Annotated in this window: 13 protein-coding genes; 4 read left to right on the top strand and 9 right to left on the bottom strand. The window is 70.8% G+C overall.

Annotated elements, in window-relative coordinates:
- Positions 1-50: 50 nt before the first annotated feature.
- Together E5N76_RS01790 and E5N76_RS01795 are read left to right on the top strand one after the other, a co-directional pair.
- Entirely contained in the window at positions 51-2,366 is a 2,316-nt protein-coding gene (locus E5N76_RS01790; protein WP_149535584.1) for a molybdopterin-dependent oxidoreductase, read from the top strand.
- Positions 2,363-3,886 carry a PhoX family protein gene (locus E5N76_RS01795; RefSeq protein WP_187829912.1) on the top strand — a complete coding sequence of 508 codons (1,524 nt, stop codon included), beginning with the start codon at positions 2,363-2,365 and terminating at the stop codon, positions 3,884-3,886. Before E5N76_RS01790 ends, E5N76_RS01795 begins: the two co-directional genes overlap by 4 nt.
- Before the next feature lie 213 nt (positions 3,887-4,099).
- Here E5N76_RS01795 and E5N76_RS01800 read toward each other — a convergent pair whose 3' ends face one another.
- The 9 genes from E5N76_RS01800 to E5N76_RS01840 form a co-directional block, all read right to left on the bottom strand.
- On the bottom strand, positions 4,100-5,035 hold the full coding sequence (locus tag E5N76_RS01800) for a 1-phosphofructokinase family hexose kinase (protein ID WP_235907534.1): 936 nt from the start codon (positions 5,033-5,035) through the stop codon (positions 4,100-4,102).
- A 430-nt stretch (positions 5,036-5,465) separates the two neighbouring features.
- The gene (locus tag E5N76_RS01805; RefSeq protein WP_149535586.1) at positions 5,466-7,346 is read right to left on the bottom strand and encodes an AMP-binding protein; all 1,881 of its coding nucleotides are present in this window, start codon (positions 7,344-7,346) and stop codon (positions 5,466-5,468) included.
- A 456-nt stretch (positions 7,347-7,802) separates the two neighbouring features.
- Entirely contained in the window at positions 7,803-9,521 is a 1,719-nt protein-coding gene (locus E5N76_RS01810) for an MFS transporter (protein ID WP_235907535.1), read from the bottom strand.
- A gap of 389 nt (positions 9,522-9,910) precedes the next feature.
- Positions 9,911-11,095 (bottom strand): MFS transporter, encoded by a 1,185-nt coding sequence (locus tag E5N76_RS01815; protein ID WP_187829913.1) that lies wholly within the window; start codon positions 11,093-11,095, stop codon positions 9,911-9,913.
- Between the two features lie 238 nt (positions 11,096-11,333).
- Positions 11,334-12,602, bottom strand: a complete 1,269-nt coding sequence (locus E5N76_RS01820; RefSeq protein ID WP_149535588.1) for an ABC transporter substrate-binding protein — start codon at positions 12,600-12,602, stop codon at positions 11,334-11,336.
- Between the two features lie 27 nt (positions 12,603-12,629).
- The gene (locus E5N76_RS01825; protein WP_149535589.1) at positions 12,630-13,472 is read right to left on the bottom strand and encodes a carbohydrate ABC transporter permease; all 843 of its coding nucleotides are present in this window, start codon (positions 13,470-13,472) and stop codon (positions 12,630-12,632) included.
- Positions 13,469-14,392 (bottom strand): carbohydrate ABC transporter permease, encoded by a 924-nt coding sequence (locus E5N76_RS01830; RefSeq protein ID WP_149535590.1) that lies wholly within the window; start codon positions 14,390-14,392, stop codon positions 13,469-13,471. The genes E5N76_RS01825 and E5N76_RS01830 overlap by 4 nt, the downstream gene beginning before the upstream one ends.
- Entirely contained in the window at positions 14,385-15,524 is a 1,140-nt protein-coding gene (locus tag E5N76_RS01835; RefSeq protein ID WP_149535591.1) for an ABC transporter ATP-binding protein, read from the bottom strand. Before E5N76_RS01835 ends, E5N76_RS01830 begins: the two co-directional genes overlap by 8 nt.
- Positions 15,525-15,531: 7 nt before the next feature.
- Complete coding sequence (locus tag E5N76_RS01840) at positions 15,532-16,374, bottom strand: metallophosphoesterase family protein (RefSeq protein ID WP_187829914.1); 843 nt, start codon at positions 16,372-16,374, stop codon at positions 15,532-15,534.
- 185 nt (positions 16,375-16,559) lie between these two features.
- Between E5N76_RS01840 and pehA the strand changes: the two genes are divergently transcribed.
- Positions 16,560-18,113 carry a phosphoric/sulfuric ester hydrolase PehA gene (gene pehA, locus E5N76_RS01845; protein WP_149535593.1) on the top strand — a complete coding sequence of 518 codons (1,554 nt, stop codon included), beginning with the start codon at positions 16,560-16,562 and terminating at the stop codon, positions 18,111-18,113.
- Positions 18,110-19,732, top strand: coding sequence for an ABC transporter substrate-binding protein (locus E5N76_RS01850; protein WP_149535594.1), 1,623 nt, complete (start codon positions 18,110-18,112; stop codon positions 19,730-19,732). Before pehA ends, E5N76_RS01850 begins: the two co-directional genes overlap by 4 nt.
- Position 19,733 lies beyond the last annotated feature (1 nt).

A 19,733-nucleotide genomic window follows, 5' to 3' on the forward strand; every position in this document is an offset into this window, starting at 1 on the left:
GATGGCAAAAGACCCGATCCGGCGGATGCCATTGCTCAGGGGCTGTTCCGATGACCGAAATCAAGCCGCATGCCGCCCATTGGGGCTATTTCGACGCCGTGGTCGAGGATGGCCGCGTCACCGGCGTGCGTCCCTTCGGCCGCGATCCCTTCCCCGGCTCGCTGATCCAGGCGGTGCCGGATGCGGTGCATTCCGCCGCCCGGATCGACCGGCCGCATGTCCGGAAGGGCTGGCTGGAGGGTAGGCGGCGCGGCCATCCGCGCGGCGGCGACGCCTTCGTGCCGGTCTCCTGGGACCGGGCGACGCGGCTGCTGGCGGAGGAGACGGCGCGGATCCGCGCGGAGCACGGCCCGACCGCCATCTATGGCGGCTCCTATGGCTGGTCCTCGGCCGGGCGCTACCACCACGCGAAGTCGCAACTGCAGCGCTTCCTCGGCCTCGGCGGCGGCTACACCACCTCGGTCAACGCCTATTCCTACGCCACCGGCCAGGCGCTGCTGCCGCATCTGCTTGGCACCAACGAGGTGCTGCTGGGCCGCATCACGGATTGGGCGGCGATCGCGCGGCATGCGCGGCTCATGCTCTGCTTCGGCGGGTTGGCGGCGAAGAACGGCATGGTCACCTCGGGCGGCGCCGGGCAGCACGCCTATCTGCCGCTGATGCGCCAGGCCGCCGCCGCCGGCGTCCGCTTCGTCAATATCAGCCCCTACAAGGGCGATGTGGAGGATGAGCTCGGCGCCGAATGGGTGCCGATCCGCCCGGGCACGGATGCCGCGATGATGCTGGCGATGGCGCATGCCATCCTGGCGGCGGGGCAGGAGGATCGCTTCTACCTGGCGACGCATTGCGTCGGCTGGGAGAAGCTGCGGCCCTACATCACCGGCGAGAGCGACGGCACGCCGAAGACGCCCGAATGGGCGGCCGCCATCACCGGCGTGCCGGCCGCGACCATCACCCGCCTCGCTCTGGAGTGCGCGGCGAAGCCCTGCATGCTGACCGCCGCCTGGTCCCTGCAGCGCGCCGATTACGGCGAGCAGCCCTATTGGATGCTGGTGGCGCTGGCCGCCATGCTGGGGCGCATCGGCAAGCCGGGGCAGGGCGTCGCCTTCGGCTATGGCAGCATCAACGGCATGGGCACGCCGCGGCGGGAGGTGCCGACCGTCGCCACCCCCACCATCCGCAACCCGGTCGGCCTCTACATCCCCGTCGCCCGCGTGACGGAGATGCTGGAACGCCCCGGCGAGGTGCTGCATTTCAACGGCAACGCCATCACCCTGCCGGATATCCGCCTCATCTGGTGGGCCGGTGGCAACCCCTTCCACCACCACCAGGACCTCCCGCGCTTCCTGCGCGCCTGGTCCCGCGCCGAGACCATCGTGGTGCAGGAGCCCTGGTGGACCGCGCTCGCCCGCCATGCCGACATCGTCCTGCCGGCGACCACCACGCTGGAACGCAACGACATCGCCTGCGCCAACCGCGACCGCTTCCTCCGCGCCATGCACCAGGCCATCCCGCCCGTGGCGCAGGCGCGCAACGACGTGGACATGCTGGCCGACATCGCCGAGGCGCTGGGCTACCGCGACCGCTTCACCGAGCAGCGGGACGAGGCCGCCTGGCTGCGCTACCTCTACGAACGCTTCCGCCAGGCCGCCGCCAGGACCGGCTTCGCCGCGCCCGGTTTCGAGGAATTCTGGGCCACCGGCCATGTCGAGGTGCCCGACATCGCGCCCGGCGAGGACTACACCCAATTCGCGGAGTTCGCCGCGGACCCGGAGGCCAACCCGCTCAACACCCCCTCCGGCAAGGTGGAGCTGTTCTCGGAGACCATCGCCGGCTTCAACTATGCCGACTGCCCCGGCCACCCGGTCTGGATCCCGCCGCGGGAATGGCTGGGCGCGGCGGCGGCGAAGACCTACCCGCTGCACCTCCTCTCGTTCCAGCCCGCGACGCGCCTGCACGGCCAGCTCGACACCGGCCGCGTCGCGGCGGCGGACAAGATCCAGGGGCGGGAGCCGATCCTGATGCACCCGCAGGACGCCGCCACGCGCGGCCTCGCCGAGGGCGACATCGTCCGCATCTTCAACGCCCGCGGCGCCTGCCTCGGCGGGGTGCGGCTGAAGCCGGACATCCTGCCCGGCGTCGTCGCCATGGCGACCGGCGCCTGGTACGACCCGCTGGTGCCGGGCGACCCGGACAGTATTTGCGTCCACGGCAACCCCAACGTGCTGACGGCGGATGTGGGGACCTCCACCCTCGGCCAGGGGCCCTCGGCGCAATCCTGCCTGGTGCAGGTGGAGAAATGGCAGGGCGCGCTGCCGCCCGTCACCGTCCACCGGCCGCCGCGCATCGAGGAGCACCCCGCATGATTCCTCGCCGCGCCGCCCTTGCAGCCCCCTTGGCCGCGGCGCTGGCGGCGCCCGCCCCGGCCCGGGCCCAGCCTCGCCAGGCCCCGCGGCAAGGCCCGCGGCAGGCGCCGCTGGGGCCGCTGCCCCTGCCGGTGAAGCAGGACGACAGCATCGCCCCGGGCTGGCAGCGCGACCTGCTGATCCGCTGGGGGGACCGCGTGGCCTTCGATTCCGCCGCCTGGAACCCGGCCGCCGAGGATGCGGAGGGCGCCGCCGGCCAGTTCGGCTGGGATGCCCGCATCCTCGCTTTGGCCACGCCGCGCCTGCCGGCGACGGATGGCGCCCCGCGCGCCGTGCTCGCCGTGGGCCACCCGCATGTGGACCCTGCCATGGCCTTCCCCTCCGGCCGGGACCGGCCGGCCTTGGCGGCGGCGCTGCAAGGCGCCTCCCTGCTGAATCTGGAGCGCCAGGGCGGCCGCTGGGTGCTGGTGGATGGCGGTTTCCAGAGCCGCCGCCTCGGCCTCGCCACCCTCTGCCGGCTGGGCCAGGGCAGCGTGCGCGGGCTGCTGGGCGTCGGCGGCGGCTGCGTCACCCCCTGGGGCACGCTGCTGCTGGCGGAGGGCGATCCCGGCCTCTGGACCCGCCGCATCCCCGGGCTGGATGCCGCCGGCTATGGCTTCGTCGCGGAGATGGACCCCTTCGACCCGCAATCCCTGCCGGCCAAGCGGGCCGCGCTCGGCCGCTTCCCACATGGCGATGTGGCGGCGACCCTGGCGCAGGACGGCCGCGCGGTGGTCTATCAGACGGATCGGCGGGAGGGCGGCTACCTGTTCCGCTTCGTCTCCGCCGGGCCGGCCACCACGGAGGGCGCGCTGGAAAGCGGCACCCTCTTCGTCTGCCGGATGCAGGGGGAGAGCGTGAGCTGGATACCCCTGCCGCCCGGGGCGGAGCCCCTGGGCGCCGCCGCCGCGGCAGGCGGGACCGGCTTCGACACCCCCTGCGGCCTTGGCCTGGACCCCGGCAAGCCGCGGCTGCTGCTGGCCTGCCAGGGCAGCCCGGCCCGGCCCTTCGGCCACGTCATCGAGCTGACGGCGGCAGGGGGCGACGATGCGGCGCCGGGCGCGACGGCCGCCCTGCTCTTCGCCGCCGGGCCGCCGGGCAGCTCGGCCGCCCGCTATGGCGGGCCGGGGCTGCCGCCGGGCAGCGCCTGGCCGGTCAACCCGGATACGGTGACGGTGGACAGCCATGGCCGGGCCTGGGTGGGCACGGATCGCGGCGGGCGGGACACGGAACAGGCGGATGCGCTGTTCGGCGTGGCGCTGGACGGGCCCGGGCGCGGCGTGCCCCTGCCGCTCTACGGCGCGCCACGGGGCGCGGGCGTGGGTGGGGCAGCGGTCTCGCCGGAAGGTGGGACGATCTTCATCGGGGTGCGGCATCCAGGGGCAGGGCCAGGGGCGCGGTTTGCCCGGCCGGGAACGCGCTGGCCGGATTTCCAGCCGGACGTGCCGCCGCGGAGCGCGGTGGTGGGGGTGCGGGGATAGAGAAGGGGCTCCGCCCCCTTGCCCCGACAAGGGCTCTGCCCCCGTACCGCGCCGGGGCCAGGACCTGGACCCTGGTGTAAGTTTTGGACCCGACGGTTGAACCTGCCGACTCACACCGGGATCCGGGGAGGGGGTTGCCGGCGCTGCCGGCAACCTCCGGCGGGGGTGCAGGGGGCGGAGCCCCTGCCCGGGGACAAGGGGGCGAAGTCCCCATCACACCTCCCCGATCTGTCGCCGCAGCGCCTCCACATCCTCCTTCCGCGGCCGCGCCGTGCCTGCCTGCATCACCGCCGCGGCGCCGGTGGCCATGGCCCAGGCGAAGGCCTCCTTCGGGCTCTCGCCACGGGCCAGCGCCACCACCATGCCGGCGAGGAAACTATCCCCCGCGCCCACCGCGCCCTTCACCGGCACCTCCAGGGCGGGCAGGCGGATGATGCCCTCCTGCGTCGCCAGCAGGGCGCCCTGATGGCCCAGCGAGACCGCCACCATCCCCACCTGGCCGCTGCGCACCACCTGCAGCGCCGCCTCGTTCAGCGCCCGCGGCGTGCCGAGGGGGCGGCCGACCAGGGTCTCGAACTCGCCCCGGCTAGGTTTGATGAGGAAGATGCCCTGGCCCATGGCGGCCTTCAGCGGCGCGCCGGAGGTGTCCAGCACCAGCTTCCGCCCCTGGCGCCGGGTGATCTCGGCGCAGCGGACATAGAACTCGTCCGGCACGCCACGGGGCAGGCTGCCGCTGCCGATGACCCAATCGCCCGCCTCCTCCGCCAGCAAATCCAGCATGGCCTGCCATTCCACCGCGCTCAGCACCGGCCCTTCCGGCACGAAGCGGAATTCCTTGCGGGTGGAGAGGTCGTTCACCGTCTGCGCCATGCGGGTCCAGCCGGCGATCGGGACCTTGCGGAAGGGCAGGCCGTCCCGCGTCAGCAGCTCCTCCAGCACCGCGCCGGGCAGGCCGCCGCTGGCGATCAACGCCAGCGTCTCCCCGCCCAGGATGCGCACGACGCGGGAGACATTGATGCCGCCGCCGCCGGGGTCGAAGCGTTCATTCCTGGTGCGCACCTTGCGCACCGCCACCACCGCCTCGGCGTCCGCGGCAATGTCGAGGCTGGGGTTCAGGGTCAGGGTCAGGATGCGGCGGGACAGGATCACCTCCAGTGCTGCAGTGCGCCGAGGCTAGAGCAGATCGCCGGAGGGCGGCATCGCCCGGAGGCGTGAATCTGCTCTACAAGCCATAAGCTAGAGCGGTTTCGCGCTGCACAGTCAGCGTGAAACCGCTCTAGCAGAGCGGCGCTCTCCCTCACATGGATGCGCGAAGCCGCGGCCGGTTTCCGCATCTGGCGAGTACGGCGCTCGGTCCCACCCGGGTACCGGTTCGGACCGGGTCCGGCGCCAGGTCCTGGCCCCGGCGGGGTCGGCGGCACTGCCGCCAACGAGGCAGCGCCCTCTGCCGGGGTGCGGGGCGGCGCCCCGCCTAGTGTCCCGATTCCGAAGTCCGCAGGACTTCGGAATCGGGACACTAGACCATTGTCTGATGGCGTGATTCACGGTTTCCGTCGAGTCGACCTCAACCGATCGCGCCCTACTGCCGCAACACCCCCTCGATCTCCCCCAGGATGGCCGGGTCGTCGATCGTCGGCGGCACGGTGTAGCTCTCCGCATCGGCGATCTTCCGGATCGTCGCCCGCAGGATCTTGCCGCTGCGCGTCTTCGGCAGCCGCGCCACCACCCGCGCATCCTTGAAGGCGGCGACGGGCCCGATCCGCTCCCGCACCAGCGCCACCAGCTCCTTCGCCAGCACCTCTTCCGGCTTCGAGACGCCGGATTTCAGCACCACCAGCCCCAGCGGCACCTGGCCTTTCAGGCTGTCCTTCGCCCCCACCACGGCGCATTCCGCGACATCGGGGTGGGCGGCCAGCACCTCCTCCATGGCCCCCGTGCTCAGCCGGTGGCCGGCGACGTTGATGATGTCGTCGGTGCGGGACATGACGGAGACATAGCCCTCCGCATCCACCACGCCGGCGTCGGAGGTGTTGTACCAGCCGGGGAAGGCGGCGAGGTAGGCGTCGCGGAACCGCTCCTCCGCCTGCCAGAGGGTGGGCAGGCAGGCGGGCGGCAGGGGCAGTTTGATGGCGAGCGTCCCGGTCTCGCCGGGCGGCAGCGGGTGCCCTGCCTCGTCCAGCGCCTTCACCACATAGCCGGGGGAGGGCTTGCCGCCGCTGCCGAAGCGCGGCGGGAACAGGCCGAGGCCGCGGAAATTGCCAGTAATGGCCCAGCCCGTCTCGGTCTGCCACCAATGGTCGATCACCGGCTTCCGCAGCAGCGCGGCCGACCATTCGGCGGTGGGCGGGTCGCAGCGCTCGCCGGCGAGGAAGAGGGCTTCCAGCTTCGAGAGGTCGTAGGCCGCCAGCAGCTTGCCGTCCGGGTCGTCGCGCTTGATGGCGCGGATGGCGGTGGGGGCGGTGAACATCGCCTTCACCCCGTACTCCGCGCAGACCCGCCAGAAGGTGCCGGCATCCGGCGTGCCCACCGGCTTGCCCTCGAACAGCACCGTGGTCGCGCCGGCCAGCAGCGGCGCATAGACGATGTAGCTGTGCCCCACCACCCAGCCGACATCGGAGGCGGTGAACATGACGTCGCCGGCGCCGATCCCGTAGAGCAGCCCCATGGAATGGTGCAGCGCCACGGCATGGCCGCCATTGTCCCGCACGATGCCCTTGGGCTTCCCCGTCGTGCCGCTGGTGTAGAGGATATAGAGCGGATCCGTCGCCGCCACCGGCACGCAGGGATGCGGCGCGGCGGCGGCCTCGGCCTCCAGCAGATCCTGGTCGCGGCCGGGGGTCAGCTCGCAGGCCAGTTCCGGGCGCTGCAGGATGAGGCAGGCGCGGGGCTTGTGCGGCGAAAGCGCGATGGCCGCATCCAGCAGCGGCTTGTACGCCACGACGCGTCCCGGCTCGATGCCGCAGGAGGCGCTGACGATGACCTTCGGCTCGGCATCGGCGATGCGGGCAGCGAGTTCCGCCGCGGCGAAGCCGCCGAAGACGACGGAATGGATGGCGCCGAGCCGGGCGCAGGCGAGCATCGCCACCGGCGCTTCCGGCACCATGGGCAGATAGATCACCACCCGGTCCCCGGCGCCGACGCCGAGCGCGGCCAGCGCACCGGCGAGCTTCGCCACGCGCTGCTGGAGCTGCGCGTAGGTGAGGGTGGCGCGCCGCCCGGTGACGGGGCTGTCATAGAGGATGGCGGGCTGGGCGCCACGGCCGGCGGCCACATGGCGGTCCACGGCGTTGTGGCAGGTGTTCAGGCGGCCATCCGGGAACCAGCGTCCATAGGCGCCGAGGTCGGGGGCGAAGATCGTGCGCGGCGCCACCTCCCAGGCGATGCCCTCGGCAGCCTTGGCCCAGTAGGCGAGGGGGTCCGCCATCGCTGCGGCATAGGCTTCGTCGTAGCGGCTCGGCATGCGGGTCCTCCCTGTATCTGGCCGGCGGGGCAGGCCTTGGCCTGCAGCATGCCACGGCGCGGCCGGATTGGCGCCGGGGTCAACGCCATCCGTGATGTGGCGGGGTCGGAGATGTGCCCGTCCGGCTTTTGCACGGGTCAATGCCATCCGTGATGTGGTGGGGCCGGATGGTGTAGCCCATCCGGCCTGCCGCGGGTCAGGGCCGCCCGGGGCGTGACGGGACCGGAGGGCATGGCCAGCCCGGCTTCGCGCGGGTCATGACGTGACAGGCTGCGGGCAGGGGCGCGCGGCCCCGCCCATCCGCGCCGCCCGTTGTCCCGCCATGGCTTTGCCATGGCGGGCTGTGCGAGGCCCCGATCCCGGAGTGTGAATGGGCCCCATGGCGGCGCGCAGCGCCCCGCCTGGGGCGAACATCGGGGCCCCGCGACGGCGCTGCGCGCCGTCGCGGGGGAGTGCCTAGAGGCTGGCGCTGGCCGGCCGGTCGTGCGGCTTCTCCGCCACGTCCTGGGCGTAGATGTCCACATCCTTGGTCTCGGGCACGAAAAACAGGCCGATCACCACCGTCGCCCCGGCAATGACGATCGGGTACCAGAGGCCGTAATAGACATCGCCCGTCTGGGCGATCATCGCGAAGCTCGTCGCCGGCAGCAGCCCGCCGAACCAGCCATTGCCGATATGGTAGGGCAGGGACATGGAGGTGTAGCGGATGCGGGTCGGGAACAGCTCGACCAGCGCCGCGGCGATCGGGCCGTAGACCATGGTCACGTAGATGACGAGCAGCGTCAGGATGCCGATCAGCACTGCCGGCTGCTCGCGGAAGATGTCGAAGGGGTTCGCCATCTTCACCACGGTCGGGTTGCTGGCGGCCGGATAGCCGGCGGTGGTCAGCGCCGTGGCCAGGTCGGCGGCGAAGCTGGGGCTGTCGGCCGGGATGGGCGTGCCGCCCTGGATGCGCACCGCGGCGATGCTGCCGGGGGGCGCGTCCTCCACCGTGTAGTTCACCGACAGCCGGGCGAGCGCCGCCTTCGCCACGTCGCAGGGCTGGGTGAAGCGGGCGGTGCCGGTTGGGTTGAACTGGAAGGAGCAGCCGCTGCGGTCCGCCAGCACCTGCACCGAGATCTCGCTATGCGCCTTGTGCAGCGCCGGATTGGCCTCCGCGCTCATCAGCTTGAAGAGCGGGATGTAGGTGATGGCGGCGAGCAGGCAGCCGCCGAGGATGATCGGCTTGCGGCCGATCTTGTCCGAGAGCCAGCCGAACAGCACGAAGCCGCCGGAGCCGAGCAGCAGCGCCCAGGCGATCAGCAGGTTGGTGGTGTAGGCATCCACCTTCAGCACGCTGCCCATGAAGAACAGGGCGTAGAACTGGCCAGTGTACCAGACCACCGCCTGCCCCATGACCAGGCCGAGCAGGGCGAGAAGGGCGATCTTCGCATTCTTCCATTGGCCGAAGGCCTCGGTCAGCGGCGCCTTGGAATGGGTGCCTTCCGCCTTCATGCGCTGGAAGGCCGGGCTTTCCTCCATCTGCAGCCGAATCCAGACGGAAATGCCGAGCAGCAGGATGGAGACGAGGAAGGGGATGCGCCAGCCCCAGGCGCGGAAGGCCGCATCGCCCACCGCGAGCTGGGTGAAGAGGATCACCAGCAGGGAGAGGAAGAGGCCGGCCGTCGCGGTGATCTGGATGAAGCTGGTGTAGAAGCCGCGCCGGCCATGCGGCGCATGTTCCGCCACATAGGTCGCGGCGCCGCCATATTCGCCGCCGAGGGCAAGGCCCTGCAGCAGGCGCAGCACGATGAGGATGACCGGCGCGAGGATGCCGATGCTCTCCGAGGTGGGCAGGATGCCGACGATGAAGGTCGAGCTGCCCATGATGAGGATGGTGACGAGGAAGGTGTATTTGCGCCCGACCAGATCGCCCAGCCGGCCGAAGACCAGCGCGCCGAAGGGCCGCACCAGGAAGCCCGCGGCGAAGGCCAGCAGCGCGAAGATGTTGCGCGTGCCTTCCGGATACTGGCTGAAGAAATTCGCGCCGATGACCGCTGCGAGCGAGCCGTACAAATAGAAGTCGTACCATTCGAAGACGGTGCCGAGCGAGGAGGCGACGATGACTTTCCGCTCCTCGCGGGTCATCGGCTTCACCTCGTAGTCGCTGCGCAAGACTGCGGTATGTTCGGACATTCCTCGCCCCTGTCGTTTCCCTTGCCGCCCGCGCCTTCGGACGGCGTGGCAGGTTACCCGGACGGCCCGCATGGGCTGCGCGGCCGGCCTTGCTCGAGGCATAGCAGGCTCCGCCGCGCGCCGCCGCACCGAAGGCGTGGTGCGGCGCGTCAGGGCAAGCCGTTGCCTTCGGGAATAGATGACATATCGGTCATGCAAGTGCGAGGTATACAAATCTTGTGCAGCCGCCCGGCGCGGCAATGCCTGCCGGGCCAGGGGTGGAAAGGGCGAAAAGCCCGCGGTCCCGCCGGCGGGCTTGGCGGGACCGTCGCGGCCGGGGCAAGGCGCCCTTCAGGTCACGAGGCTGCGAGATGAAGAAGTATTCATCTACCCGTTAGCCAGGCGCCGGCTCAGGCCAGCGCGCGGGCGGGCGCGCGAATCGCCCAATTCGCCGCCACCGCCACCGCTCCGACCAGAATCATCACCGGCCAGAAGGCGGTATAGTCGCCGGCGAATTCCAGCAGCAGCGCGCCCGCGGCGGCGCCGAGGAAGCCGCCGATCTGGTGGCTGAAGAAGCACACGCCGTAGAGCGCGCCCAGGTCGGCGACGCCGAATCGCCGGGCGATGGCGGCATTGGTCAGCGGGATGGAGCCGAGCCAGACGAAGCCCATCACCGCGGCGAAGACCACGGTGCCGACCGGCGTCGGCACGGTATAGGCGAAGACCGCGATGGCGACGCTGCGCACCAGGTAGATCCAGCCCAGCGCCAGCTCCGGCCGCATGACATTGCTGACGCGGCCGCACAGCCAGCTTCCGGGGATGTTGAACAGGCCGACCGTCATCAGCGCAGTGGCGCCGAGGCTCGCCGGCAGGCCACAGAGCTGCAGGTGGCTGGGCAGGTGCATCGTCAGGAAGGCGAGCTGGAAGCCGCAGGCGAAGAAGCCGAGGGTGAGCAGGAAATAGCCGCGGTCGGACAGCGCCTGGCGAGCCAGGGCGGGCAGGCCGGCCAGGCCGGTGGCGGCGGCGCCGGGGCGGGCGGGCGGCGGGCGCCACTCGATGGTGCGGGCGATGGGCAGGATGACCAGCATGGTCAGGCCCAGCACGCCGAGGCTGGCGGCGGCACCGACCCAGCCGATGAGGGATTGCGCCAGCGGCACCATGGCCGCCTGGCCGAGCGAGCCGCCGGCGGAGGCGAGGCCGATCAGCTCGCCGCGCCGCTCCGGCGGGGCGGCACGGCCGATGGCGGCGAGCGCCGCGCCGGTGCCGCAGCAGGAGACGCCGATGCCGGTGAAGAGGCCGATGCCGAGCAGCACCGCCCAGGGCACCGGCAGCAGGGCGGGCAGGGCGAGGCCGGCCAGGTAGAAGACCGCGCCGCCGGCGATGACGCGGCCGGCGCCGTAGCGGTCCGCCAGGGCGCCGGTGACGGGCTGGGCCAGGCCCCAGACCAGGTTGTGCAGCGCGACGGCGAGGCCGAGCACGGTGGGGGGCAGCGCGGCTTCCTGCGCCAGGGGCAGCAGGAAGAGACCGAAAGTCTGCCGCACCCCGAGCGCGAGGCTGATGGAGGCAGCAGCGGCGGCGAGGAGGGCGACTGGCATACTGGCATCCGACCAGCGGGAAGGGCCGCGCGGCAAACGCGATCCGCGCCGAGGCTGCCATGCGCAGGGCGCCGGGCTTTCCGAGAGGGGCTTCGCCCCCCTCGGGCTCCCCCTACCAAAGGCCGAAGGGCCTTTGGAAACCATGAGTCCTGGGCCCGAGGGCTTAACCTGCCCTCGAACCGGCCTCTTGGTGGGGAAGAGTCGAGAGGGTCGCGCCGCAAGGCGCGCCCGCGAAGCTTCAGCGCGGCAGCAGCCGCTTCACCTCCTGCGCCATGTCGGCCAGCGCCGCCTCGGGCGTCGCCCGCTGCTCCACCACCCGGGCGAGGTTGTTCACGATGGTGTCCGTGATGCGCACGCCATTGGTGCCGGGGAAGGCATACCAGGGCTGGGAAATGGGAAGCTGCTCCATGGCCGGGCGGAACAGCGGATTCTCCCGGTAGAAGGCGCCGAGATAGCGTTCATCGGTGGGCGCCAGGGTGTTGGAAGGGACATAGCCCGTGCCCTGCGTCATGATGCTCTGGCCGCGCGGGCCGGCGGCGAAAGCGATGAATTTCCACGCCGCCTCCTGGCGCGCCGGATCCTTCGTCAGCATCACCGCGGCATTGCCCCCGGTCGGCAGCCGGCCCTTCTCGGCATCGATGACCGGCATCTTCGTCGTGCGCAGCTCCACCCCCGGGCCGATGCTGCGCAGCATGCTGCCGATATAGGCGGTGGTGCCGGAGAAGATGCCGAGCTTGCCGGCATAGAAGGCCTGCAGCGCGGCATCCACCGTCAGCGGCTGCATCTTGCCTTCCTTCACCATGCGGTCGAGCAGACGCATCGCCGCCTGGCCCTCCGGCCCGTTGAAGGCGATGTCCTTCTCATCCTCCGTCAGCATCCGGCCGCCATAGCCATAGAGCAAAGCGGAGAACATCCAGTCGTCGCCGGCCCAGCGGAAATGCATGCCGCTGATGCCCTCGCCCAGCGCGGCGATGCGGCCGGAGAGCGCCAGCAGATCGTCCCATTTCGTCGGCAGGTTGTCCGGGTCGCCGCCGGCGCGGCGCACCAGGTTCAGATTGTAATAGACCACCGGGTTGGAAGCGGCGAAGGCCAGCCCCGCCTGGATGCCGCCGAAGCGCGCCAGCCCGCGCACCGGCGCCGACCAGCCGCGCGCATCCGGGCCGCCATCCTTCTCCAGCCAGGGGGTGAGATCGACCGGCAGGCGCCGCTCCGTCAGCACGCGCAGCCGGTTGAGGCCCTGGAAGCTGACATCCGGCAGCCCGCCCGCGACGGCCTGACGCAGCACGGTCTGCACGCCTTCCTCGTAATTGGGGGAGGGGGCGGGGTAGCGGATGCGGATGCCGGGATTGGCCTCCTGGAACTCGGTGGCGACCTTCTCCATCACATCCTTGAAGAAGGCGGGCATGGGGTAGTGCACCACCAGCTCCACGCCGGATTGGGCGAGGGCGGGGCGGGCCAGGGCCGCGAGGCCCAGCCCGAGTGTCGTGCGGCGCGTGGTGGACAGCATGGGTGAAATCTCCCCGTGGTGTTGGGTTCAGCCCTTGAGGCCGGCGGTCGCGACGCCCTGAATGAAGCGGCGCTGCGCGGCGAGGAAAAAGGCGACCATCGGCGCGGTGACGACGACGCTGGCGGCCATCAGCGCGCCGACATCGTTGCCCGCCTCCTCGGCGCGGAAGAACAGGACGCCGAGCGCCGGCGTCGCCAGCGCTTCGTGCTGCACCACCACCAGCGGCCAGAACAGGTCGTTCCAATGGGCGACGATGGAGAAGGTGGCGAAGGCCGTGGCGGTGGGCCAGGCATTGGGCAGCACCACGCGCCAGACGATGCTCATCTCCCCCATGCCGTCGATGCGGGCGGCGTGGATCAGCTCCTCCGGCAGGCTGCGGAAGGCCTGGCGGAACATGAAGATGCCGAAGACGGAAATGACGAAGGGCGCGACGAGCGCGGTGTAGCTGTCCAGCAGGCCGGTGGCGGCGAGGCCGGCATAGATCGGCAGGGCTGGCACATGCGCCGGGATCAGCAGCCCCGCCAGCACCAGGGCGAAGATCGTCTCCCGCCCGCGGAAGCGGAGCTTGGCCAGGGCATAGGCGCAGGGCACGGCGAAGAGGAGCTGGAAGAACAGGATCACCGCGCAGACCAGCACGCCGTTCAGCAGGAAGCGCAGCAGCGGCACCTCGCGGAAGGCCTTGGAGAAATTTTCCCAGGCATAGAGGCGCTGCGGCAGCAGGGAGAGGCTATCGCTGAAGATCTCGCTGCCCGGCTTCAACGAGGCGGAGAGCATCCAGAGATAGGGCGCGAGGATGATGACGGCGCCGAGGCCCAGCACCGCCAGGCGCGGCAGATCGGCCAGCAGGCCGGGGTCGCGGCCCGGCCTCATGCGTAGTGGATCCGGCGGTCGAGAATGCGGGTCTGGATCAGCATTAGCGCCAGCACCACGGCCAGGAAGACGGCGGTGATGGCGGCGGAATAGCCGATGCGGAAATAGGTGAAGCCCTCCTTGTACATCACATGCAGCAGCACTTCGGAGGCGTTGTTCGGCCCGCCATCGGTCAGCGCCGCCACCGTGTCGAAGACGCGGAGGCAGCGTATGGCGGTGATGGTGACGACGAAGAGGGTGGTGGGGCCGAGCAAGGGCCAGGTGACGAGGCGGAACCGTGCCCAGGGCGAGCGGGCGCCATCCATCTCCGCCGCGGCGTAGAGCTCGGACGGGATGGCGGTGAGGCCGGCCATGAAGAGCACGACGACATAGCCGAGATTCTCCCAAAGACCGATGGCGCAAAGGGAGAGCAGCACCCAGTCCGAGGAACCGAGCCAGTTGATCGGCGCCACGCCGAACAGCGCGAGCAGCCGGTTCACCGGGCCGATGGTGGGGTGCAGCAGGTATTGCCAGGCGGTCGCCATGGCGACGAGCAGCGAGACCACCGGCAGGAAGTAGATGGCGCGGAAGGTGGCGCGCAGCCGCTTGCCGCCCTCCACCAGCAGGGCGATGAGCAGGCCGAGTCCGATGGAGCTCGGCATCACCAGGGCGACGTAAAGCAGGGTGTTGCGCAGGGCGGCGAGAAAGGTGCGGTCCTCCAGCAGCTCCGCGTAATTGCCGAGGCCGATCCAGGTGAGGCCACCCGCCCCCAGCTCCCAGTCGGTGAAGGAGAGGGCGATGAGGGCCAGGCTCGGCCCGAGCAGCAGCAGGAAGAGCGAGAGCATCGCGGGCGCGGAGAGCAGCCAGGCCGCCGCCGCCTCGGACAGCGCGAAGCGGGCCGGCGGCGGGGCGGCAAAGCGGGGGAGGGGTGCTTCAGGCATGCGCCGCCTCGCGCTGCGGGGCAAGGCGGAGGCGCTTGCCCTCGGCGTCGAACAGGAGGGCGGCGCGCCACTCCACCGCCAGCGCTACCTGGGCGCCGATGGCCAGCCCCGCCGTCTCCGCCTGCGGCAGCCGGGCGATGATCGGCGACTCATCCGCCGCCAGCCTGCCATGCAGCAGCAGCTCGGCGCCGAGGAATTCCAGGTGCTCGACCCGCGCCGCCAGCCCCTCGCCGGCCAGGGCGAAGGCTTCCGGCCGCAGCCCCAGGGTCAGCCGCGTGCCGGGCGCCGCCGCGGCCTGCAAGGGCAGCGTCACCGGACCCAACCGCAACCCATCCGGCGCCGCCGCCACCTTCAGCGTGTTGATGCGCGGGCTGCCGAGGAAAGCGGCGACGCGCAGCTCCGCCGGCTCCTCATACACCTCCCGTGGGGTGCCGAGCTGCAGCACCTCGCCCCCCATCATCACCGCGACCCGGTCGGACATGGTCATCGCCTCGACCTGGTCATGCGTGACATAGACGGTGGTCACCCCCGCGGCGCGATGCAGCTCGACAATCTCCCGCCGGGTGCTGGCGCGCAGCTCGGCATCGAGGTTCGAGAGCGGCTCATCCATCAGGAAGGCGCTGGGCTGGCGCACCAGGGCACGGCCCAGCGCCACGCGCTGCCGCTGACCGCCGGAAAGCTGCACCGGGCGGCGATCCAGCAGATGCCCGATGCGCAGCATCTCCGCCGCCGCCTGCACCCGCGCCGCGATCTCCCGCCGCCGCGCCGCCGTGCCCGGGGCGAGGCGGCCGAGCAAGGGCAGGCGCTGCCAGGGCGTCAGCGCCCGCATCACCAGCGGCACGGCGAGATTCTCGGCGACCGTCAGATGCGGATAGAGCGCGTAATTCTGGAACACCATGGCGATGTCGCGATCCGCCGCCCGCAGCCGCGTCACCTCCCGCCCGGCGATGTGGATGGCGCCGGAATCCGCCGTCTTCAGCCCGGCGATGATGCGCAGCAGCGTGGTCTTGCCGCAGCCGGAGGGGCCGACCAGCGAGAGGAATTCCCCCTGCCGCAATTGCAGCGAGACCGCCTTCAGCACCTGGGTGGCGCCGAAACTCTTGCGGATGCCCTCGATCGCGATGCCGGCCATGCCCGCCTCAGCCGGCCTTGGCCAGCAGCGGGGAGCTGGGATAGGCCTCCTCCCGCACCTCATGGATATGCGGGCGCTCCATGCCTGCCGGCGCCACCAGCTCCGTCTCCACCGCATCCGGGCCGAAGCGGTGCAGCAGCCAGCCGCAGGGGCGCTCGCCGGGCAGGTCCGGCTGCTCCTCCGGCGCCACGATGAAGGCGACGGAGGGGGCCCAGGCCAGCGTCGCGGCGCCCCGCCGCTGCGCATGGTGCAGGTGCAGATGGCCGGAGCCGATCAGGCGCAGCGCCTTATGCTCATAGAGCGGCGCCAGCGCGGCCCGGGCGAAGGGCGGCACCGACCAGTAGTCGAAGATCGGGTCGGCGGGGTCGGCGATGAAGAAGGGCTTGTGCAGGAAAACCGCCAGAAGCCGGTCGCCGAGCGAGTCGAGCTGCGCCGCGATGAAATCGAGCTGTGCCGCTTCCTCCGGCAAGCCGCTGCCCATCACCTGGCTGTTCAGGCCGAGCAGGCGCCAGCCCTCGCGGTCCATCGCCCAGACATCCTCGCCCATGTAATGGCGGAACCGCGCCAGGCGTTCGGCATTCACCGGCTGGCGCGGCGCGCGGTCCGGGTGGTCGCCCACGTCATGGTTGCCGGGCACGCAGAGCACCTTGCCGGGCAGGCGGCGATAGCAGTCCGCGGTGAGGGCGAAATCCGCCTCGCGGTCCGCGCCGTCCAGGGAGACATCGCCGCTCGCCACCAGCACGTCCGGCGGGCTGGTGGCCAGCGCCGCTGCCAGGCGCTCGAAATTCCCGCGGAAGAGCGGGGTCGGGGCGCCGAGATGCGTGTCCGAGAATTGGGCGAGAGTGAACATGCGGGCCCCTGCTATGCGCGATCGGAGCTGGGGATAGGGAAGTTGCATTGCGGTCCGATGACGGATGCGTGGCGCTTGCATGGCAATGCGCCGAGCAGAGTGTCACGCAATGGACGCGATTCCGTCACATAATCTTCGGCAAAAGGCGGCTATCGCGGCCCCGTCCATCAGGGGCGGCATGGCGCATGGGGCAGCGGCGGAATGTTCTGCTGATCGTGGTCGATCAGTGGCGGGCGGATTTCCTGCCCTGGCTGGGCGCGGAATTCCTCCGCCTGCCGAATCTGGCGCGGCTGGCGCGGGAGGGCGTGACCTTCGCCAACCACGTCACCACCACCGTGCCCTGCGGCCCGGCGCGCGCCTCGCTGCTGACGGGGCTTTACCTGATGAACCACCGGGCGGTGCAGAACACCGTGCCGCTGGATGCGCGCCACATGAATCTGGGCAAGGCGCTGCGCCGCATCGGCTATGACCCGGCGCTGATCGGCTACACCACCACCACGCCCGACCCGCGCAGCACCTTCCCGCGCGATCCGCGCTTCACCTCGCTGGGCGATCTGATGGAGGGATTCCGCAGCGTCGGCGCCTTCGAGCCGACGATGGACGGGTATTTCGGCTGGCTGGCGCATTCCGGCTACCCGCTGCCGGCGCGGCGCGAGGATATCTGGCTGCCGGAAGGCGAGGATACGGTGCCGGGCGTGACCAACCGGCCCTGCCGGATTCCGGCCGCGCTGTCCGACACCGCCTACTTCACCGAACGGGCGCTGACCTACCTCAAGGGCGTCGGCGACAAGCCCTGGTTCCTGCATCTCGGCTATTACCGGCCGCACCCGCCCTTCATCGCGCCGGCGCCCTACCACGCCGCCTACAGCCCGGCGGAGATGCCGGCGCCGGTGCGGCAGCCGAGCTGGCAGGCGGAGGCGAAGCAGCATCCGCTGCTGGAGTTCTACCTGCACGGTATCGGCCAGGGCAGTTTCTTCCATGGCGCGGACGGCGCGGCGACGGCGCTGGACGAGGCCTCCATCCGCCAGATGCGCGCCACCTATTGCGGGCTGATGCAGGAGATCGACGACAATCTCGGCCGGGTCTTCGCCTGGCTGGATGAGACAGGGCAGTGGCAGGACACCATGGTGGTGTTCACCTCCGATCATGGCGAACAGCTCGGCGACCATTGGCTGCTCGGCAAGATCGGCTATTTCGACGAAAGCTTCCGCATTCCGCTGGTGGTGAAGGAGGCAGGGGCGCCGGCGCGGGCGGGCGCGGTGGAACGGGCCTTCACCGAGAGCATCGACATCATGCCGACCATCCTGGACTGGCTAGGCGGCGAGATTCCGCGCGCGGTGGATGGGCATTCCCTGCTGCCGCTGGTCCGCGGCGGCGCGCCGCAAGGCTGGCGCGACGCGCTGCATTACGAATACGACTTCCGCGACGTCTTCTACTCGCAGCCCGAGAGCGCGCTGCGGCTGCCGATGGATGCCTGCAGCCTCTGCGTGATCCAGGATGCGCGATACAAATACGTGCATTTCGCCGCGCTGCCGCCGCTGTTCTTCGATCTCGAACGCGACCCCCACCAATTCGAGAACCTGGCCGAAAGCCCGGCCCATGCCGGGCTGGTGAAGGAGTATGCGCAGCGCGCCCTCTCCTGGCGGCTGCGGCATGCCGAACGCACCCTGACCGGCTTCCGCGCGACGCCGGAGGGCCTCGAGGACCGCACCGCCCCCCGGGAAGGAGCCACCGCATGATCAACCGCCGCACCCTGCTGGCCGGCGCCGGCCTCGCCGCCGGCGCCCTGCCACGCTTCGCCATCGGCCAGGCCGACAACCGGCCCTCCATCACCGTCGCGGTGCAGAAGATCAGCAACACCAACACGCTGGAGCCGCTGCGCGAGCAGTCCAATGTGGGGGAGCGGGTGCTGCTGACCTCCATCTGGGAAGGGCTGCTGGGGCGGGACTATTCCCGCCAGCTCCAGACGATTCCGGTGCTCGCCACCGAGGTGAGGCGGATCAGCGACAGCATCGTGGAGGTGAAGCTCCGCGAGGGCGTGCGCTTCCACAATGGCGACGAGCTGACCGCCGAGGATGTCGCCGCCTCCTTCGGCAATGACCGCATGTTCGGCCCGCAGGGCCCGAACAGCAGCGGCACGATCCGCGTCGGCGAGGTGAACCCCGCCCGCGCCGGCCGCGAACTGCCGATCGAGGTGCCGGCCGTCGCCAATCGCAGCTTCCCGGGCTTCGAGCGCATCGAGGTGGTGGACAAGTACACGCTGCGCTGGGTGAACCGCACGCCGGACGTGACGCTGGAAGGCCGCATGGCCCGCTACGGCGCGGAAATCCACAGCCGCCGCGGCTTCGCCGAGGCCGCCACCTGGCTGGATTGGGGGCGCAAGCCCGTCACCACCGGCCCCTACATGGTCGCGGAATTCCGCCCCGACACCTCGCTGACCCTGGTGGCGCATGATTCCTATTGGGCCGGCCGCCCGCCGCTGAAGCAGCTCCGCTTCGTGGAAGTCCCGGAAGTGGCCTCCCGCATCAACGGGCTGCTCTCCGGCGAATACCACTTCGCCTGCGACATCCCGCCCGACCAGATCACCGGCATCGAGCGCAACCGTGCCTTCGAGGTGCAGGGCGGGACGATCCCCAATCACCGGCTGACGGTGTTCGACAAGACCCATGCGGTGCTGCGCAACCCGCTGGTGCGCCGCGCCTTCACCCATGCCATCGACCGCCAGGCGATCGTCGAGAGCCTCTGGGCCGGCCGCACCACCATCCCGCGCGGCCTGCAATGGGAGTTCTACGGCGAGATGTTCCAGGCCGATTGGGAAGTGCCGAAATACGATGTCGCCGAGGCGCGTCGCCTGCTGCGCGAGGCGGGCTACAAGGGCGAACCCATCCCCTACCGCCTGCTGAACAACTACTACACGAATCAGACGCCCACCGCGCAGGTACTTGTAGAAATGTGGCGCGCCGCCGGGCTGAACGTGCAGATCGAGATGAAGGAGAATTGGTCGCAGATCCTGGAGCGCAGCCCGACCCGCGCGGTGCGCGACTGGTCGAACAGCGGCCTCTACAGCGACCCGGTCTCGTCGCTGGTGAATCAGCACGGGCCGAATGGCCAGCAGCAGCAGGTGGGCGAGTACGAGAACGCCGAGTTCAACCAGCTTTCCGTGGAGCTGGAAACCAGCACGGACCGCGCCCGCCGCCGCGCCGTCTTCCGCCGCATGCTGGAAATCGCCGAACGCGAGGACCCCGCCTATACCGTGCTGCACCAGAACGCGACCTTCACGGCGAAGCGCAAGGAGATCCGCTGGAAGGCGGCACCGGCCTTCGCCATGGATTTCCGTGCCAATAACTGGGGCGCCTGAG

Source organism: Siccirubricoccus phaeus, from assembly GCF_008360935.1.
GTDB classification, from domain to species: domain Bacteria; phylum Pseudomonadota; class Alphaproteobacteria; order Acetobacterales; family Acetobacteraceae; genus Siccirubricoccus; species Siccirubricoccus phaeus.

Excerpts from the sequence above, each read along its gene's own strand:
- E5N76_RS01790 (WP_149535584.1), top strand. The coding sequence starts at position 51 with ATGACCGAAATCAAGCCGCATGCCGCCCATTGGGGCTATTTCGACGCC.
- E5N76_RS01795 (WP_187829912.1), top strand. The coding sequence starts at position 2,363 with ATGATTCCTCGCCGCGCCGCCCTTGCAGCCCCCTTGGCCGCGGCGCTG.
- E5N76_RS01805 (WP_149535586.1), bottom strand. The coding sequence starts at position 7,346 with ATGCCGAGCCGCTACGACGAAGCCTATGCCGCAGCGATGGCGGACCCC.
- E5N76_RS01810 (WP_235907535.1), bottom strand. The coding sequence starts at position 9,521 with ATGTCCGAACATACCGCAGTCTTGCGCAGCGACTACGAGGTGAAGCCG.
- E5N76_RS01815 (WP_187829913.1), bottom strand. The coding sequence starts at position 11,095 with ATGCCAGTCGCCCTCCTCGCCGCCGCTGCTGCCTCCATCAGCCTCGCG.
- E5N76_RS01820 (WP_149535588.1), bottom strand. The coding sequence starts at position 12,602 with ATGCTGTCCACCACGCGCCGCACGACACTCGGGCTGGGCCTCGCGGCC.
- E5N76_RS01825 (WP_149535589.1), bottom strand. The coding sequence starts at position 13,472 with ATGAGGCCGGGCCGCGACCCCGGCCTGCTGGCCGATCTGCCGCGCCTG.
- E5N76_RS01830 (WP_149535590.1), bottom strand. The coding sequence starts at position 14,392 with ATGCCTGAAGCACCCCTCCCCCGCTTTGCCGCCCCGCCGCCGGCCCGC.
- E5N76_RS01835 (WP_149535591.1), bottom strand. The coding sequence starts at position 15,524 with ATGGCCGGCATCGCGATCGAGGGCATCCGCAAGAGTTTCGGCGCCACC.
- E5N76_RS01840 (WP_187829914.1), bottom strand. The coding sequence starts at position 16,374 with ATGTTCACTCTCGCCCAATTCTCGGACACGCATCTCGGCGCCCCGACC.
- pehA (WP_149535593.1), top strand. The coding sequence starts at position 16,560 with ATGGGGCAGCGGCGGAATGTTCTGCTGATCGTGGTCGATCAGTGGCGG.
- E5N76_RS01850 (WP_149535594.1), top strand. The coding sequence starts at position 18,110 with ATGATCAACCGCCGCACCCTGCTGGCCGGCGCCGGCCTCGCCGCCGGC.